This window comes from Pseudomonas sp. PA1(2017), assembly GCF_001945375.1.
Classification (GTDB): Bacteria; Pseudomonadota; Gammaproteobacteria; order Pseudomonadales; family Pseudomonadaceae; genus Aquipseudomonas.
Map to the genome: position 1 here is coordinate 1,000 of NZ_MSXU01000012.1, position 15,776 is coordinate 16,775.

The following is a 15,776-nucleotide window of genomic DNA, read 5'->3' on the forward strand; positions in this document are numbered from 1 at the left end:
TGTTGTAGCAAAGATCGTCGAATAATCGGTTGATCTGTCCCCCTCAGGCCGGCATAATGGTCGGCCTGATTTTGTTCTAGGTCAGTAGCTCAATTGGCAGAGCGGCGGTCTCCAAAACCGCAGGTTGGGGGTTCGATTCCCTCCTGACCTGCCATTTTCTAACGAATTTGGCGTGTCTTCTCACAGGATCCTTGTTCATGAATGTTAAGGCTGAAGCCAAAGACTCTCGTTTTGATCTGCTCAAGTGGATCGCGGTGGCCCTGCTCGTGGTCGCTGGAGTGGTCGGTAATCAGTACTTTTCGGGTGAGCCGATTCTGTATCGTGTCGTTGCTTTGCTGGTGCTGGCGGTCGTCGCTGCGCTGATCGCATTGCAAACGGCAAAAGGCCAGTCCTTCTTCGGTCTGGCAAAAGAAGCTCGCGTCGAGATTCGCAAGGTTGTCTGGCCGACCCGTCAGGAAACCACGCAAACCACGCTGATCGTCGTCCTGGTCGTGATTGTCATGGCTCTGGTGCTCTGGGGGCTCGATTCGCTCCTCGGTTGGCTTGTGTCGTTTATTGTAAGTTGAGATAGGGTGTCCCGTGGCTAAGCGTTGGTACGTTGTGCATGCTTACTCGGGTTACGAGAAGCATGTAATGCGTTCGCTGATCGAGCGCGTAAAATTCGCCGGAATGGAAGATGAGTTCGGCGAAATTCTGGTGCCCACCGAAGAAGTGGTGGAGATGCGTAACGGCCAGAAGCGCAAGAGTGAGCGCAAGTTCTTTCCAGGCTACGTGCTGGTGCAGATGGAAATGAACGAGGCGACTTGGCACTTGATCAAGGATACGCCCCGAGTGATGGGCTTCATCGGTGGTACTGCCGACAAGCCGGCGCCGATCACCGAGAAAGAAGCTGACGCCATTCTGCGTCGTGTCGCCGATAGTGGTGACAAGCCCAAGCCCAAGACGCTGTTCGAGCCGGGCGAGATGGTTCGTGTTATCGATGGTCCGTTCGCTGATTTCAGTGGCGTCGTCGAAGAAGTGAATTACGAGAAGAGCCGTATCCAGGTGGCGGTGACCATTTTCGGTCGTGCCACTCCGGTCGAGCTGGAGTTCAGTCAGGTCGAGAAGTCGTAACTGACACACGCATCCCATACCCCGCAGTCATAGGCTGCGGGGTTTTGTTGTCACTGGGATAAACAGGCAATAGTCGGGGAGCTGAAAGGCGCTAGAACCCGTAACTGGAGTAGCTAATGGCTAAGAAAATCACGGCTTATATCAAGCTGCAAGTAAAGGCCGGTCAGGCCAACCCGTCGCCACCCGTTGGTCCCGCTCTGGGCCAGCACGGCGTCAACATCATGGAATTCTGCAAGGCGTTCAACGCCAAGACCCAGGGCATGGAACCTGGTCTGCCGACTCCAGTGATCATCACTGTATACAGTGACCGTAGCTTCACGTTCGAAACCAAGAGCACCCCGGCTTCCGTGCTGCTGAAGAAAGCAGCTGGTCTGACCAGCGGTTCGGCTCGTCCGAACACTGTCAAGGTCGGTACCGTTACCCGTGCCCAGCTCGAAGAGATCGCCAAGACCAAGCAGGCTGATCTGACTGCAGCTGATATGGATGCAGCTGTGCGCACCATCGCCGGTTCTGCTCGTAGCATGGGCCTCAACGTGGAGGGCGTGTAATGGCTAAGCTGACCAAGCGTCAAAAGGCTATCGCAGCCAAAATCGAGCCCGGCAAGGCCTACAGCTTCAATGATGCTGCTGCGCTGCTGGCCGAAATTTCCGCAGTCAAGTTCTCCGAGTCCGTTGATATTTCCATCAACCTCGGCGTTGACCCGCGTAAATCCGATCAGGTCGTTCGTGGTGCCACCGTTCTGCCTAACGGCAGCGGCAAAACCGTTCGCGTCGCTGTCTTCACTCAAGGTCCGGGCGCTGAAGCTGCTCTGGCTGCCGGTGCTGATCGCGTAGGTATGGACGATCTGGCTGCCGAAATGAAAGGCGGCGACCTGAACTATGACGTCGTCATCGCTTCCCCGGATGCCATGCGCGTTGTTGGCCAGCTGGGCCAGGTACTCGGCCCGCGTGGCCTGATGCCTAACCCGAAAGTCGGCACCGTAACCCCGGACGTCGCTACCGCAGTCAAGAATGCCAAGGCTGGTCAGGTACGTTTCCGTACCGACAAGAACGGCATCATCCACGGTTCCGTCGGCAAGGTTGGCTTCGAAGCCGACAAGCTGAAGCAGAACGTGGAAGCGCTGCTGGCCGATCTGAAGCGCCTGAAGCCGTCGACCTCGAAAGGTGTCTACGTCAAGCGCGTGACCCTGAGCACCACCATGGGCCCAGGTCTGCTGATCGATCAAGGTTCGCTGGACGCTTAATGCATGACGGCAGGCGCACCTGGTGCGCCTGCTGCGAAAAATTGGGGTCCCTGCCTGGCGGGGGCTATCCAAGACCGTAGGGGGCGCAAGTCTCAAACCCGAAGAGCGATCTTCAACCCTACGCAGATGGTGCTCCCGATTCTTACCGAATCAGACACCAAAACGCCGTCCGGCCTAGGCTGGGCGAAACGGTAACATCCAGGAGTAAACCCGTGGCAATTAAACTCGAAGACAAGAAGGCCATCGTCGCTGAAGTCAACGAGGCTGCCAAAGCTGCCCTGTCCGCTGTCGTGGCCGATGCCCGTGGCGTGACCGTAGGTGCGATGACCGGACTCCGTAAAGAGGCCCGCGAAGCTGGCGTATACGTACGTGTCGTACGTAACACCCTGCTCAAGCGCGCCGTTGAAGGCACTCAGTACGACGTGCTCAACGACGTGTTCAAAGGCCCGACCCTGATTGCGTTCTCCAACCAGCACCCGGGCGCCGCTGCCCGTCTGTTCAAGGATTTCGCCAAGGGTCAGGACAAGTTCGAGATCAAAGCAGCTGCGTTCGAGGGCAAGTACCTTGCAGCCAATCAGATCGACGTACTGGCAAGCCTGCCGACCCGCGACGAGGGTATCGCACAGCTGATGAGCGTTATCCAAGGCGCCACCAGCAAGCTCGCTCGCACTCTGGCAGCCATTCGCGACCAGAAAGAAGCCGCCGCTGCCTAAGGCCGCGTAGCACCTTTCGAAATCACATGTTTAATTTGATGGTCGCGTAGGCCGTCACCCCAATACAGGAATTGATAGTCATGTCTCTGACTAACGAGCAAATCATCGAAGCGATCGGCCAGAAATCCGTTATGGAAATCGTTGAGCTGATCAAAGCGATGGAAGAAACCTTCGGCGTTACCGCTGCTGCTGCCACCGTTGCCGCTGCTGGCCCGGCTGCTGCCGCTGCTGAAGAGCAGACCGAGTTCACCGTCGTTCTGGCTGAAGCTGGCGACAAGAAAGTGAACGTGATCAAGGCAGTTCGCGAACTGACCGGTCTGGGTCTGAAAGAAGCCAAAGCAGTAGTTGACGGCGCTCCTGGCGTGGTCAAAGAAGGCGTGTCGAAAGACGAAGCCGAAGCTGCCAAGAAAGCTCTGGAAGAAGCAGGCGCCAAAGTCGAGCTCAAGTAAGCGACGACCTTGCGTCTACAGCCCGCGCGACTCGCACAAGGCTGACGGCTGGTGGCTCTTGCCACCGGCCTTTTTCCGTTCTAGTTCGGCTGTTCCACAGCCTTGGCCTGGAGCGTGAAAAACCCACCAACGAGGTGGAGCAAACCTAGGGTTTGCACGAGTTTCTGGCTGCTCCCGTCGGAGAAGCCAAATAAGCAGGTGACCAAGCTGGGGAACGCTGATGGCTTACTCATACACTGAGAAAAAACGTATCCGCAAGGACTTTAGCAAGTTGCCGGATGTCATGGATGTGCCTTACCTCCTGGCCATCCAGCTGGATTCGTACCGCGAATTCCTGCAGCAAGGCGCGAGCAAGGAACAGTTCCGCGACATCGGCCTGCATGCGGCCTTCAAATCTGTATTCCCGATCATCAGCTACTCCGGCAACGCTGCTCTGGAATACGTCGGCTACCGTCTGGGTGAGCCGGCGTTCGACGTCAAAGAGTGCGTGCTGCGTGGTGTGACCTTCGCAGTGCCGCTGCGCGTGAAAGTGCGCCTGATCATTTTCGACAAAGAATCGTCGAACAAAGCGATCAAGGACATCAAAGAGCAGGAAGTGTACATGGGCGAAATTCCGCTCATGACCGAGAACGGTACCTTCGTCATCAACGGTACCGAGCGCGTGATCGTTTCCCAGCTGCACCGTTCCCCAGGTGTGTTCTTCGACCACGACCGTGGCAAGACGCACAGCTCGGGCAAGCTGCTGTACTCCGCGCGCATCATTCCTTACCGTGGTTCCTGGCTGGACTTCGAGTTCGACCCGAAAGACGCGGTATTCGTGCGTATCGACCGTCGCCGCAAGCTGCCGGCCTCGGTACTGCTGCGCGCACTGGGCTACAGCACCGAAGAAGTGCTCGATGCCTTCTACACCACCAACGTTTTCCATGTGAAAGCCGAAGGCTTGAGCCTGGAGCTGGTACCGCAGCGCCTGCGCGGTGAAATCGCCAGCCAGGACATCAAGGATGGCAGCGGCAAGGTGATCGTCGAGCAGGGTCGTCGTATTACCGCTCGCCACATCAACCAGCTGGACAAGGCTGGCATCAAGGAGCTGGACGTACCGTTCGACTACCTGATTGGCCGCACCACCGCCAAGGCGATCGTGCACCCGGCTACCGGTGAGATCCTCGCCGAGTGCAACACCGAGCTGAGCGTCGAACTGCTGGCCAAGATCGCCAAGGCTCAGGTCGTTCGCATCGAGACCCTGTACACCAACGATATCGACTGTGGTCCGTTCATCAGCGACACGCTGAAAATCGACAGCACCACTAACCAGCTCGAAGCGCTGGTCGAAATCTATCGCATGATGCGTCCTGGCGAGCCACCAACCAAGGATGCCGCCGAGACCCTGTTCAACAACCTGTTCTTCAGCGCCGAGCGTTACGACCTGTCCGCCGTTGGCCGCATGAAGTTCAACCGTCGTATCGGTCGCACCGAGATCGAAGGTTCGGGCGTGTTGAGCCGCGAAGACATCGTCGAAGTGCTCAAGACCCTGGTCGACATCCGTAACGGCAAAGGCATCGTCGATGACATCGACCACCTGGGTAACCGCCGTGTGCGTTGTGTAGGCGAGATGGCCGAGAACCAGTTCCGCGTTGGTCTGGTGCGCGTCGAGCGTGCGGTCAAGGAACGTCTGTCGATGGCCGAAAGCGAAGGCCTGATGCCGCAGGACCTGATCAACGCCAAGCCGGTTGCGGCGGCGGTGAAGGAGTTCTTCGGTTCCAGCCAGCTTTCCCAGTTCATGGACCAGAACAACCCGCTCTCCGAGATCACCCACAAGCGCCGTGTCTCCGCACTCGGCCCGGGCGGTCTGACCCGTGAGCGCGCCGGCTTCGAAGTCCGCGACGTACACCCGACCCACTACGGCCGCGTGTGCCCGATCGAAACGCCGGAAGGTCCGAACATCGGTCTGATCAACTCCCTGGCGGCTTATGCCCGTACCAACCAGTACGGCTTCCTGGAAAGCCCGTACCGTGTGGTCAAGGAAGGTCAGGTCACCGACGAGATCGTGTTCCTGTCCGCCATCGAAGAAGCCGACCACGTCATCGCCCAGGCGTCCGCGACCCTGAACGACAAGGGGCAGCTGATCGACGAGCTGGTTGCCGTACGTCACCTGAACGAGTTCACTGTCAAGGCGCCGGAAGACGTCACCCTGATGGACGTTTCGCCGAAGCAGGTCGTTTCCGTCGCTGCCTCGCTGATCCCGTTCCTCGAGCACGACGACGCCAACCGTGCACTCATGGGTTCGAACATGCAGCGTCAGGCTGTACCGACCCTGCGTTCGGACAAGCCGCTGGTCGGTACCGGCATGGAGCGCAACGTCGCCCGTGACTCCGGTGTCTGCGTGGTCGCTCGTCGCGGCGGTGTGATCGACTCCGTCGACGCCAGCCGTATCGTGGTTCGTGTTGCCGATGACGAAGTCGAAACCGGTGAAGCCGGTGTGGACATCTACAACCTGACCAAATACACCCGCTCCAACCAGAACACCTGCATCAACCAGCGTCCGCTGGTGCAGAAAGGTGACGTGGTGGCACGTGGCGACATCATGGCCGACGGCCCGTCCACCGACATGGGTGAACTGGCGCTGGGTCAGAACATGCGCGTCGCGTTCATGCCGTGGAACGGTTACAACTTCGAAGACTCCATCCTGCTCTCCGAGCGCGTGGTTCAGGAAGACCGCTTCACCACGATCCACATCCAGGAACTGACCTGTGTGGCCCGTGACACCAAGCTCGGCCCAGAGGAAATCTCTGCGGACATCCCGAACGTGGGTGAGGCTGCACTGAACAAGCTCGACGAAGCGGGTATCGTCTACGTCGGCGCTGAAGTCGGCCCGGGCGACATCCTGGTCGGCAAGGTCACCCCGAAAGGCGAGACCCAGCTGACTCCGGAAGAAAAGCTGCTGCGCGCGATCTTCGGTGAGAAGGCCAGCGACGTTAAGGACACCTCCCTGCGCGTGCCGACCGGCACCAAGGGTACCGTCATCGACGTACAGGTCTTCACCCGTGACGGCGTGGAGCGCGATGCGCGCGCCCTGTCGATCGAGAAGAGCCAGCTGGACGAGATCCGCAAGGACCTGAACGAAGAGTTCCGCATCGTCGAAGGCGCGACCTTCGAGCGTCTGCGCGCTGCACTGGTTGGCAAGGTCGCCGAAGGCGGCGCTGGCCTGAAGAAAGGTGCGGAGATCACTGATGAAGTGCTCGACGGCCTGGAGCGTGGCCAGTGGTTCAAGCTGCGCATGGCCGACGACGCCCTGAACGAGCAGTTGGAAAAGGCCCAGGCCTACATCTCCGACCGCCGTCAGCTGCTCGACGACAAGTTCGAAGACAAGAAACGCAAGCTGCAGCAGGGCGATGACCTGGCACCGGGCGTACTGAAGATCGTCAAGGTCTACCTGGCTATCCGCCGTCGCATCCAGCCGGGTGACAAGATGGCCGGTCGTCACGGTAACAAGGGTGTGGTCTCGGTGATCATGCCGGTCGAAGACATGCCGCACGATGCCAACGGCACGCCGGTGGACATCGTCCTCAACCCGCTGGGCGTACCATCGCGTATGAACGTCGGTCAGATCCTCGAAACCCACCTGGGCCTGGCGGCCAAGGGCCTGGGCGAGAAGATCAACCTGATGCTCGAAGAGCAGCGCAAGATCGCTGAACTGCGTGGTTTCCTGAGCGAGATCTACAACGAGATCGGTGGTCGCCAGGAAAACCTCGACGAGCTGAGCGACCAGGAAGTACTGGCTCTGGCCAACAACCTGCGCAAGGGCGTTCCGATGGCCACGCCGGTGTTCGACGGTGCCAAGGAGAAAGAGATCAAGGCCATGCTGAAGCTGGCTGATCTGCCGGAGAGCGGCCAGATGCGCCTGTTCGACGGCCGTACCGGCAACCAGTTCGAGCGCCCGACCACGGTCGGTTACATGTACATGCTGAAACTGAACCACTTGGTGGACGACAAGATGCACGCTCGTTCTACCGGTTCCTACAGCCTGGTTACCCAGCAGCCGCTGGGTGGTAAGGCGCAGTTCGGTGGTCAGCGCTTCGGGGAGATGGAGGTCTGGGCTCTGGAAGCATACGGCGCCGCCTACACCCTGCAGGAGATGTTGACCGTCAAGTCGGACGACGTGAACGGCCGTACCAAGATGTACAAGAACATCGTGGATGGCGATCACCGCATGGAGCCGGGCATGCCCGAGTCCTTCAACGTGTTGATCAAAGAGATCCGTTCGCTCGGTATCGACATCGATCTGGAAACCGAATAACACGACGTGAATCGGCAGCGGGGCGAAAATCCCGCTGCCTGCTCCGCCAGGAGGAAAGGCCTTGAAAGACCTACTGAATTTGCTGAAAAACCAGGGTCAAGTCGAAGAGTTCGATGCCATTCGCATCGGTCTTGCTTCGCCTGAGATGATCCGCTCGTGGTCGTTCGGTGAAGTTAAAAAGCCGGAAACCATCAACTACCGTACGTTCAAGCCTGAGCGTGATGGCCTGTTCTGCGCCAAGATCTTTGGCCCGGTCAAGGATTACGAGTGCCTGTGCGGTAAGTACAAGCGCCTCAAACACCGCGGCGTGATCTGTGAGAAGTGCGGCGTCGAAGTCGCCCTGGCCAAGGTTCGCCGTGAGCGCATGGCGCACATCGAACTGGCTTCTCCCGTTGCCCACATCTGGTTCCTGAAGTCCCTGCCGAGCCGTATCGGCCTGCTGATGGACATGACCCTGCGTGATATCGAGCGCGTGCTCTACTTCGAGAGCTACGTGGTTATCGATCCGGGCATGACCACCCTCGAGAAGGGCCAACTGCTCAACGACGAGCAGTACTTCGAAGCGCTGGAAGAGTTCGGTGACGACTTCGACGCCCGCATGGGTGCCGAGGCCGTTCGCGAGCTGCTGCACGCTATCGACCTGGAGCACGAGATCGGTCGCCTGCGCGAAGAGATTCCGCAGACCAACTCGGAAACCAAGATCAAGAAGCTGTCCAAGCGTCTGAAGTTGATGGAAGCCTTCCAAGGCTCCGGCAACCTGCCAGAGTGGATGGTGCTGACCGTTCTGCCGGTTCTGCCGCCAGACCTGCGTCCGCTCGTTCCGCTGGACGGTGGCCGTTTCGCCACCTCCGACCTGAACGACCTGTATCGCCGCGTCATCAACCGTAACAACCGCCTCAAGCGCCTGCTCGATCTGTCCGCGCCGGACATTATCGTGCGCAACGAAAAGCGCATGCTGCAGGAAGCGGTCGATGCCCTGCTCGACAACGGTCGTCGCGGTCGTGCCATCACCGGTTCGAACAAGCGTCCTCTGAAATCCCTGGCTGACATGATCAAGGGTAAGCAGGGTCGTTTCCGTCAGAACCTGCTCGGTAAGCGCGTTGACTACTCCGGCCGTTCGGTTATTACCGTAGGCCCGGCTCTGCGCCTGCACCAGTGCGGCCTGCCGAAGAAGATGGCTCTGGAACTGTTCAAGCCGTTCATTTTCGGCAAGCTGGAAATGCGTGGTCTGGCGACCACCATCAAGGCCGCCAAGAAGATGGTCGAGCGCGAGCTGCCGGAAGTGTGGGACGTTCTCGCCGAAGTGATTCGCGAACACCCCGTACTGCTCAACCGTGCACCGACGCTTCACCGTCTGGGTATCCAGGCGTTCGAGCCGGTACTGATCGAAGGTAAAGCCATCCAGCTGCACCCGCTGGTTTGTGCGGCGTACAACGCCGACTTCGACGGTGACCAGATGGCCGTTCACGTGCCGCTGACGCTGGAAGCCCAGCTCGAAGCGCGCGCGCTGATGATGTCGACCAACAACATCCTGTCGCCAGCCAACGGTGAGCCAATCATCGTACCGTCCCAGGACGTGGTACTGGGTCTGTACTACATGACTCGTGAAGCCATCAACGCCAAAGGCGAAGGTCGCGTATTCGCCGACCTGCAGGAAGTCGACCGCGTATTCCGCGCCGGCGAAGCGTCCCTGCACGCCCGTGTGAAAGTGCGCATCAACGAAGTCATCAAAGACCGTGACGGCACCATCACCAAGAACACCCGCATCGTCGACACCACCGTCGGCCGCGCGCTGCTGTTCCAGGTCGTGCCGGCGGGCCTGTCGTTCGACGTGGTCAACCAGTCGATGAAGAAGAAGGCGATCTCCCGTCTGATCAACCAGTGCTACCGCACCGTGGGTCTGAAGGACACCGTCATCTTCGCCGACCAGCTGATGTACACCGGTTTCGCCTATTCGACCATCTCCGGTGTGTCGATCGGCGTGAACGACTTCGTCATCCCGGATGAGAAGGCGCGCATCATCGACGCCGCCACCGAGGAAGTGAAGGAAATCGAATCGCAGTACGCCTCCGGCCTGGTTACCCAGGGCGAGAAGTACAACAAGGTGATCGACCTCTGGTCGAAGGCCAACGACGAAGTATCCAAGGCGATGATGGCCAACCTCTCGAAAGAGAAGGTCATCGACCGCGAAGGTAACGAAGTCGATCAGGAGTCCTTCAACTCCATGTACATGATGGCCGACTCCGGTGCGCGTGGTTCCGCTGCGCAGATCCGTCAGCTGGCCGGTATGCGTGGTCTGATGGCCAAGCCGGACGGCTCGATCATCGAGACGCCGATCACCGCGAACTTCCGCGAAGGTCTGTCGGTACTGCAGTACTTCATCTCCACTCACGGTGCTCGTAAAGGTCTGGCGGATACCGCACTGAAGACCGCGAACTCCGGTTACCTGACCCGTCGTCTGGTCGACGTGGCCCAGGATCTGGTAGTGACCGAGATCGATTGCGGTACCGAGCAGGGTCTGCACATGACGCCGCACATCGAAGGCGGCGACGTGGTCGAGCCGCTGGGTGAGCGCGTACTGGGCCGTGTCATCGCCCGTGACGTGTTCAAGCCTGGCACCGAAGACGTCATCGTTCCGGCCGGTACCCTGGTCGACGAGCAGTGGGTCGAGTTCATCGAGCTGAACAGTATCGACGAAGTGGTCGTGCGTTCGCCGATCAGCTGTGAAACCCGCTACGGCATCTGCGCCAAGTGCTACGGTCGCGACCTTGCTCGCGGTCACCAGATCAACATCGGTGAAGCCGTCGGCGTTATCGCAGCCCAGTCGATCGGTGAGCCGGGTACCCAGCTGACCATGCGTACCTTCCACATCGGTGGTGCGGCGAGCCGGACCTCGGCTGCCGACAGCGTCCAAGTGAAGAACGGTGGTGCGGTTCGCCTGCACAACCTCAAGCACGTCGAGCGTCTGGACGGCAACCTGATCGCGGTATCGCGTTCCGGTGAGCTGGCCGTTGCCGACGAGTTCGGTCGTGAGCGCGAGCGCTACAAGCTGCCGTACGGTGCGGTCATTTCCGTGAAGGAAGGTGACAAGGTCGACGCAGGCGCCATCGTCGCCAAGTGGGACCCGCACACCCACCCGATCGTGACCGAAATGAAGGGTACCGTTACCTTCGTCGGTATGGAGGAGGGCATCACCATCAAGCGCCAGACCGACGAACTGACCGGTCTGACCAACATCGAGGTTCTCGACGCCAAGGATCGTCCAGCTGCCGGCAAGGACATTCGTCCTGCGGTCAAGCTGGTCGACGCCAGCGGCAAGGACCTGCTGCTGCCGGGTACCGACGTACCTGCTCAGTACTTCCTGCCAGCCAACGCCCTGGTCGGCGTGGCCGATGGTGCGCAGGTTGCGGTCGGTGACGTTATCGCCCGTATCCCGCAGGAAACCTCGAAGACCCGTGACATCACCGGTGGTCTGCCGCGCGTTGCTGACCTGTTCGAAGCGCGTCGTCCGAAAGAAGCGTCGATCCTGGCGGAAATCAGCGGCACCATCTCGTTCGGTAAAGAGACCAAGGGCAAGCGCCGCCTGGTCATCACGCCGACCGATGGCAGCGATCCGTACGAAGAGCTGATCCCGAAATGGCGTCACCTGAACGTGTTCGAAGGTGAGCAAGTCAACAAGGGTGAAGTCATCTCCGACGGTCCGAGCGATCCGCACGACATCCTGCGTCTGCTGGGCGTCAGCGCGTTGGCCAAGTACATCGTCAACGAGATCCAGGACGTTTACCGTCTGCAGGGCGTGAAGATCAACGACAAGCACATCGAGACCATCCTGCGCCAGATGTTGCGCAAGGTCGAAGTGTCCGAGTCTGGCGACTCCAGCTTCATCAAGGGCGACCAGATGGAGCTCACTCAGGTACTGGGCGAGAACGAGCGCCTGGCCGAAGAGGACAAGTTCGTTGCCAAGTACACTCGCGTGCTGCTGGGTATCACCAAGGCGTCGCTGTCCACCGAGTCGTTCATCTCGGCGGCATCCTTCCAGGAAACCACTCGCGTCCTCACCGAGGCGGCGGTTACCGGCAAGCGTGACTTCCTGCGTGGTCTCAAAGAGAACGTGGTCGTGGGTCGTCTGATCCCGGCGGGTACCGGTCTGGCCTATCACAGCGAGCGCAAGCGCAAGCGTGATGCCGAGAAACCGATGCGCGTCAGCGCCAGCGAAGTGGAAGCAGCGCTGACCGAAGCGCTGAACTCCAGCGAAAATTGAGAGCGCGACCCGGCTGCCTGGCAGCCGGGTAACGTATCTTGACTGGGGGGGCGAGTCTCTTTAGACTCATGCACCCCTAAATATGGCAGGGCTTCAGCCCTGCCATTTATTTATGGTGTAAATAAATAGCGTCGAAAGACGGACAGTGGAGCTAGTAGATGGCAACTATCAACCAGCTGGTGCGTCAGCCGCGCAAGCGTATCGTCGAGAAATCCGACGTACCTGCGCTGCAGAACTGCCCCCAGCGTCGTGGCGTGTGCACTCGCGTGTATACCACCACGCCGAAAAAACCTAACTCGGCACTGCGTAAAGTTTGCCGTGTACGCCTGACCAATGGTTTCGAGGTTTCCTCGTACATCGGTGGTGAAGGTCACAACCTGCAAGAGCACAGCGTCGTGCTGATCCGTGGCGGTCGTGTAAAAGACTTGCCAGGTGTGCGTTACCACACCGTTCGCGGCTCGCTGGACACCTCGGGTGTCAAAGGCCGTAACCAGGGTCGTTCGAAGTACGGTACCAAGCGTCCGAAGTGATCGGCCGTCGGTACTGAATGCAGTTTCTAATTTTATTGAGTCGATAAGAGTAAGGTCGGGCGTAACCAGATGGTTACAGTTCCGGGCTAACCTGAAGACCGTTTGAGGGCTTATCAAATGCCAAGACGTCGTGTAGCAGCCAAGCGCGAAGTGCTTGACGATCCAAAATACGGAAGCCAAATCCTGGCCAAGTTCATGAACCACGTGATGGAAAGCGGCAAGAAAGCCGTTGCCGAGCGTATCGTTTATGGCGCCCTGGACAAGGTCAAAGAGCGTAAGAACAGCGATCCCCTGGAAATCTTCGAGAAAGCTCTCGACGCCATCGCTCCGCTGGTCGAAGTGAAGTCGCGCCGTGTAGGCGGTGCTACTTACCAGGTTCCGGTCGAAGTTCGTCCGTCCCGTCGTAACGCTCTGGCCATGCGCTGGCTGGTGGATTTCGCCCGTAAGCGTGGCGAGAAATCCATGGCTCTGCGTTTGGCTGGTGAACTGTTGGACGCTGCCGAAGGCAAGGGCGCCGCAGTCAAGAAGCGTGAAGACGTGCACCGTATGGCCGAAGCCAACAAAGCGTTCTCGCACTACCGTTTCTAAATCCGGCATCACTCAATTTGCGAGGGCTTTATGGCTCGTAATACAGCAATTAACCGCTACCGTAACATTGGTATTTGCGCGCACGTCGATGCGGGCAAGACCACTACTACCGAGCGGATCCTGTTCTACACAGGTCTCAGCCACAAGATGGGTGAGGTGCATGACGGTGCAGCCACTACCGACTGGATGGTGCAGGAGCAGGAGCGTGGTATCACCATTACCTCCGCTGCCGTTACCACCTTCTGGAAAGGTTCGCGTGGTCAGTACGACAACTACCGCGTAAACGTCATCGATACCCCCGGCCACGTTGACTTCACCATTGAAGTAGAGCGTTCGCTGCGCGTACTCGACGGCGCTGTCGTTGTGTTCTGTGGTACTTCCGGCGTCGAGCCGCAGTCCGAAACCGTATGGCGTCAGGCCAACAAGTACGGCGTACCGCGCGTTGTCTACGTCAACAAGATGGATCGTGCAGGCGCCAACTTCCTGCGCGTCGTCGGTCAGATCAAGAACCGTCTGGGCCACACTCCGGTGCCGATCCAGCTGGCCATTGGTGCAGAAGAGAACTTCGAAGGTCAGGTCGATCTGATCAAGATGAAGGCTATCTACTGGAACGATGACGACAAGGGCACCACCTACCGCGAGGAAGAAATTCCGGCGGAAATGCTCGAGCTCGCCAACGAGTGGCGCAGCAACATGGTCGAAGCCGCTGCCGAAGCCAACGAAGAGCTGATGAACAAGTACCTCGAAGAGGGCGAGCTCTCCGTCGAGGAAATCAAAGCCGGTCTGCGCCTGCGCACCCTGGCCAGCGAAATCGTTCCGGCCGTCTGTGGTTCCTCGTTCAAGAACAAGGGCGTTCCCCTGGTTCTCGATGCGGTCATCGACTTCCTGCCTGCTCCTACCGAAATCCCGGCGATCAAGGGTATCCACCCTGATCTGATCGAGAAGCCGAAGGAAGAGCTGGTCGACGCCGACTTCGACGAGCGTCACGCTTCCGACGACGAGCCGTTCTCGGCTCTGGCGTTCAAGATCGCTACCGACCCGTTCGTAGGTACTCTGACCTTCGTCCGCGTCTACTCCGGCTTCCTGACCTCCGGTGACTCCGTCATCAACTCGGTCAAGGGCAAGAAAGAGCGCGTTGGTCGTATGGTGCAGATGCACGCCAACCAGCGTGAAGAGATCAAGGAAGTGCGCGCTGGCGACATCGCCGCACTGATCGGCATGAAGGACGTCACCACTGGTGACACCCTGTGCAACGCCGACAAGCCAATCATCCTCGAGCGTATGGACTTCCCGGAGCCGGTTATCTCGGTAGCCGTTGAGCCGAAGACCAAGGCTGACCAGGAGAAGATGGGTATCGCACTGGGCAAACTCGCTCAGGAAGACCCGTCGTTCCGCGTCAAGACCGACGAAGAGACTGGCCAGACCATCATCTCCGGTATGGGTGAGCTGCACCTGGACATCCTCGTTGACCGCATGAAGCGCGAGTTCAACGTCGAGGCCAACATCGGCAAGCCGCAGGTTTCCTACCGCGAGAAGATCACCAAGAACTGCGAAATCGAAGGCAAGTTCGTTCGTCAGTCCGGTGGTCGTGGTCAGTTCGGTCACTGCTGGATTCGCTTTGCTCCGGCAGACGAAGGTCAGGAAGGTCTGGTATTCGTAAACGAAGTCGTGGGCGGTGTGGTTCCGAAGGAATACATCCCGGCCATCCAGAAAGGTATCGAAGAGCAGATGAAGAACGGCGTCGTTGCCGGCTATCCGCTGATCGGCCTTAAGGCGACCGTGTTTGACGGTTCCTACCATGACGTCGACTCCAACGAGATGGCGTTCAAGGTGGCAGCTTCCATGGCGACCAAGCAGCTGGCCCAGAAGGGCGGCGGTGTTGTGCTTGAGCCGATCATGAAAGTAGAAGTTGTAACCCCTGAGGACTACATGGGTGACGTGATGGGTGACCTGAACCGTCGTCGTGGTCTGATCCAGGGTATGGAAGACTCGGTTTCCGGTAAGGTTATCCGTGCTGAGGTTCCGCTGGGTGAGATGTTCGGTTACGCAACCGACGTTCGCTCCATGTCCCAGGGTCGCGCAAGCTACTCCATGGAATTCTCCAAGTACTCCGAGGCTCCGGCGAACATCGTCGAAGCTCTGGTTAAAAAACAAGGCTGATTCAGCCCTTTAGGCAAGAGGTTCACTGTCGTGGCTAAAGAAAAATTCGAACGTAACAAACCGCACGTCAACGTTGGCACCATCGGTCACGTTGACCATGGCAAAACCACTCTGACCGCTGCTCTGACTCGCGTCTGCTCCGAAGTTTTCGGTTCGGCCAAGGTCGACTTCGACAAGATCGATAGCGCTCCGGAAGAGAAGGCTCGTGGTATCACCATCAACACTGCACACGTAGAGTACGATTCGTCCGTACGTCACTACGCGCACGTTGACTGCCCGGGTCACGCTGACTACGTCAAGAACATGATCACCGGTGCTGCCCAGATGGACGGCGCTATCCTGGTTTGCTCGGCCGCTGATGGTCCGATGCCGCAAACTCGTGAGCACATCCTGCTGTCCCGTCAGGTAGGCGTTCCGTACATCGT

The 15,776-nt window shown here is 58.9% G+C and carries 12 protein-coding genes and 1 tRNA gene; all 13 read left to right on the forward strand.

All coding sequences use genetic code 11. From position 1 onward, the window contains the following. The first annotated feature begins 78 nt into the window (after positions 1-78). A tRNA-Trp gene (locus BVH01_RS17180) sits at positions 79-154 on the forward strand. Positions 155-197: 43 nt separating this feature from the next. Beyond that, on the forward strand, positions 198-566 hold the full coding sequence (gene secE / locus BVH01_RS17185) for a preprotein translocase subunit SecE (protein WP_075931512.1): 369 nt from the start codon (positions 198-200) through the stop codon (positions 564-566). Positions 567-579: 13 nt separating this feature from the next. Further along, a complete protein-coding gene (gene nusG / locus BVH01_RS17190; protein ID WP_013789748.1) occupies positions 580-1,113 on the forward strand; it encodes a transcription termination/antitermination protein NusG in 534 nt (177 codons plus the stop codon). 116 nt (positions 1,114-1,229) lie between these two features. Then, positions 1,230-1,661, forward strand: a complete 432-nt coding sequence (gene rplK / locus BVH01_RS17195) for a 50S ribosomal protein L11 (protein ID WP_013789749.1) — start codon at positions 1,230-1,232, stop codon at positions 1,659-1,661. Then, complete coding sequence (gene rplA, locus BVH01_RS17200) at positions 1,661-2,356, forward strand: 50S ribosomal protein L1 (RefSeq protein WP_070887121.1); 696 nt, start codon at positions 1,661-1,663, stop codon at positions 2,354-2,356. Before rplK ends, rplA begins: the two co-directional genes overlap by 1 nt. Positions 2,357-2,568: 212 nt before the next feature. Then, positions 2,569-3,069: a 50S ribosomal protein L10 gene (gene rplJ / locus BVH01_RS17205; RefSeq protein WP_075931513.1), complete on the forward strand. Its 501-nt coding sequence runs from the start codon at positions 2,569-2,571 to the stop codon at positions 3,067-3,069. A gap of 80 nt (positions 3,070-3,149) precedes the next feature. Further along, the gene (gene rplL / locus BVH01_RS17210; RefSeq protein WP_074890265.1) at positions 3,150-3,518 is read left to right on the forward strand and encodes a 50S ribosomal protein L7/L12; all 369 of its coding nucleotides are present in this window, start codon (positions 3,150-3,152) and stop codon (positions 3,516-3,518) included. A 220-nt stretch (positions 3,519-3,738) separates the two neighbouring features. Further along, complete coding sequence (gene rpoB, locus BVH01_RS17215) at positions 3,739-7,812, forward strand: DNA-directed RNA polymerase subunit beta (RefSeq protein ID WP_075931514.1); 4,074 nt, start codon at positions 3,739-3,741, stop codon at positions 7,810-7,812. A 61-nt stretch (positions 7,813-7,873) separates the two neighbouring features. Further along, positions 7,874-12,073 (forward strand): DNA-directed RNA polymerase subunit beta', encoded by a 4,200-nt coding sequence (gene rpoC / locus BVH01_RS17220; protein ID WP_075931515.1) that lies wholly within the window; start codon positions 7,874-7,876, stop codon positions 12,071-12,073. Between the two features lie 158 nt (positions 12,074-12,231). Next, a complete protein-coding gene (gene rpsL / locus BVH01_RS17225; protein WP_003186084.1) occupies positions 12,232-12,603 on the forward strand; it encodes a 30S ribosomal protein S12 in 372 nt (123 codons plus the stop codon). Positions 12,604-12,720: 117 nt separating this feature from the next. Next, positions 12,721-13,191 carry a 30S ribosomal protein S7 gene (gene rpsG, locus BVH01_RS17230; RefSeq protein WP_010490886.1) on the forward strand — a complete coding sequence of 157 codons (471 nt, stop codon included), beginning with the start codon at positions 12,721-12,723 and terminating at the stop codon, positions 13,189-13,191. 30 nt (positions 13,192-13,221) lie between these two features. Then, the gene (fusA, locus tag BVH01_RS17235; protein ID WP_074890258.1) at positions 13,222-15,351 is read left to right on the forward strand and encodes an elongation factor G; all 2,130 of its coding nucleotides are present in this window, start codon (positions 13,222-13,224) and stop codon (positions 15,349-15,351) included. Between the two features lie 30 nt (positions 15,352-15,381). Continuing rightward, positions 15,382-15,776 (forward strand): GTP-binding protein (locus BVH01_RS17240; protein WP_139315589.1); only part of this gene is annotated, 395 nt, incomplete at its 3' end.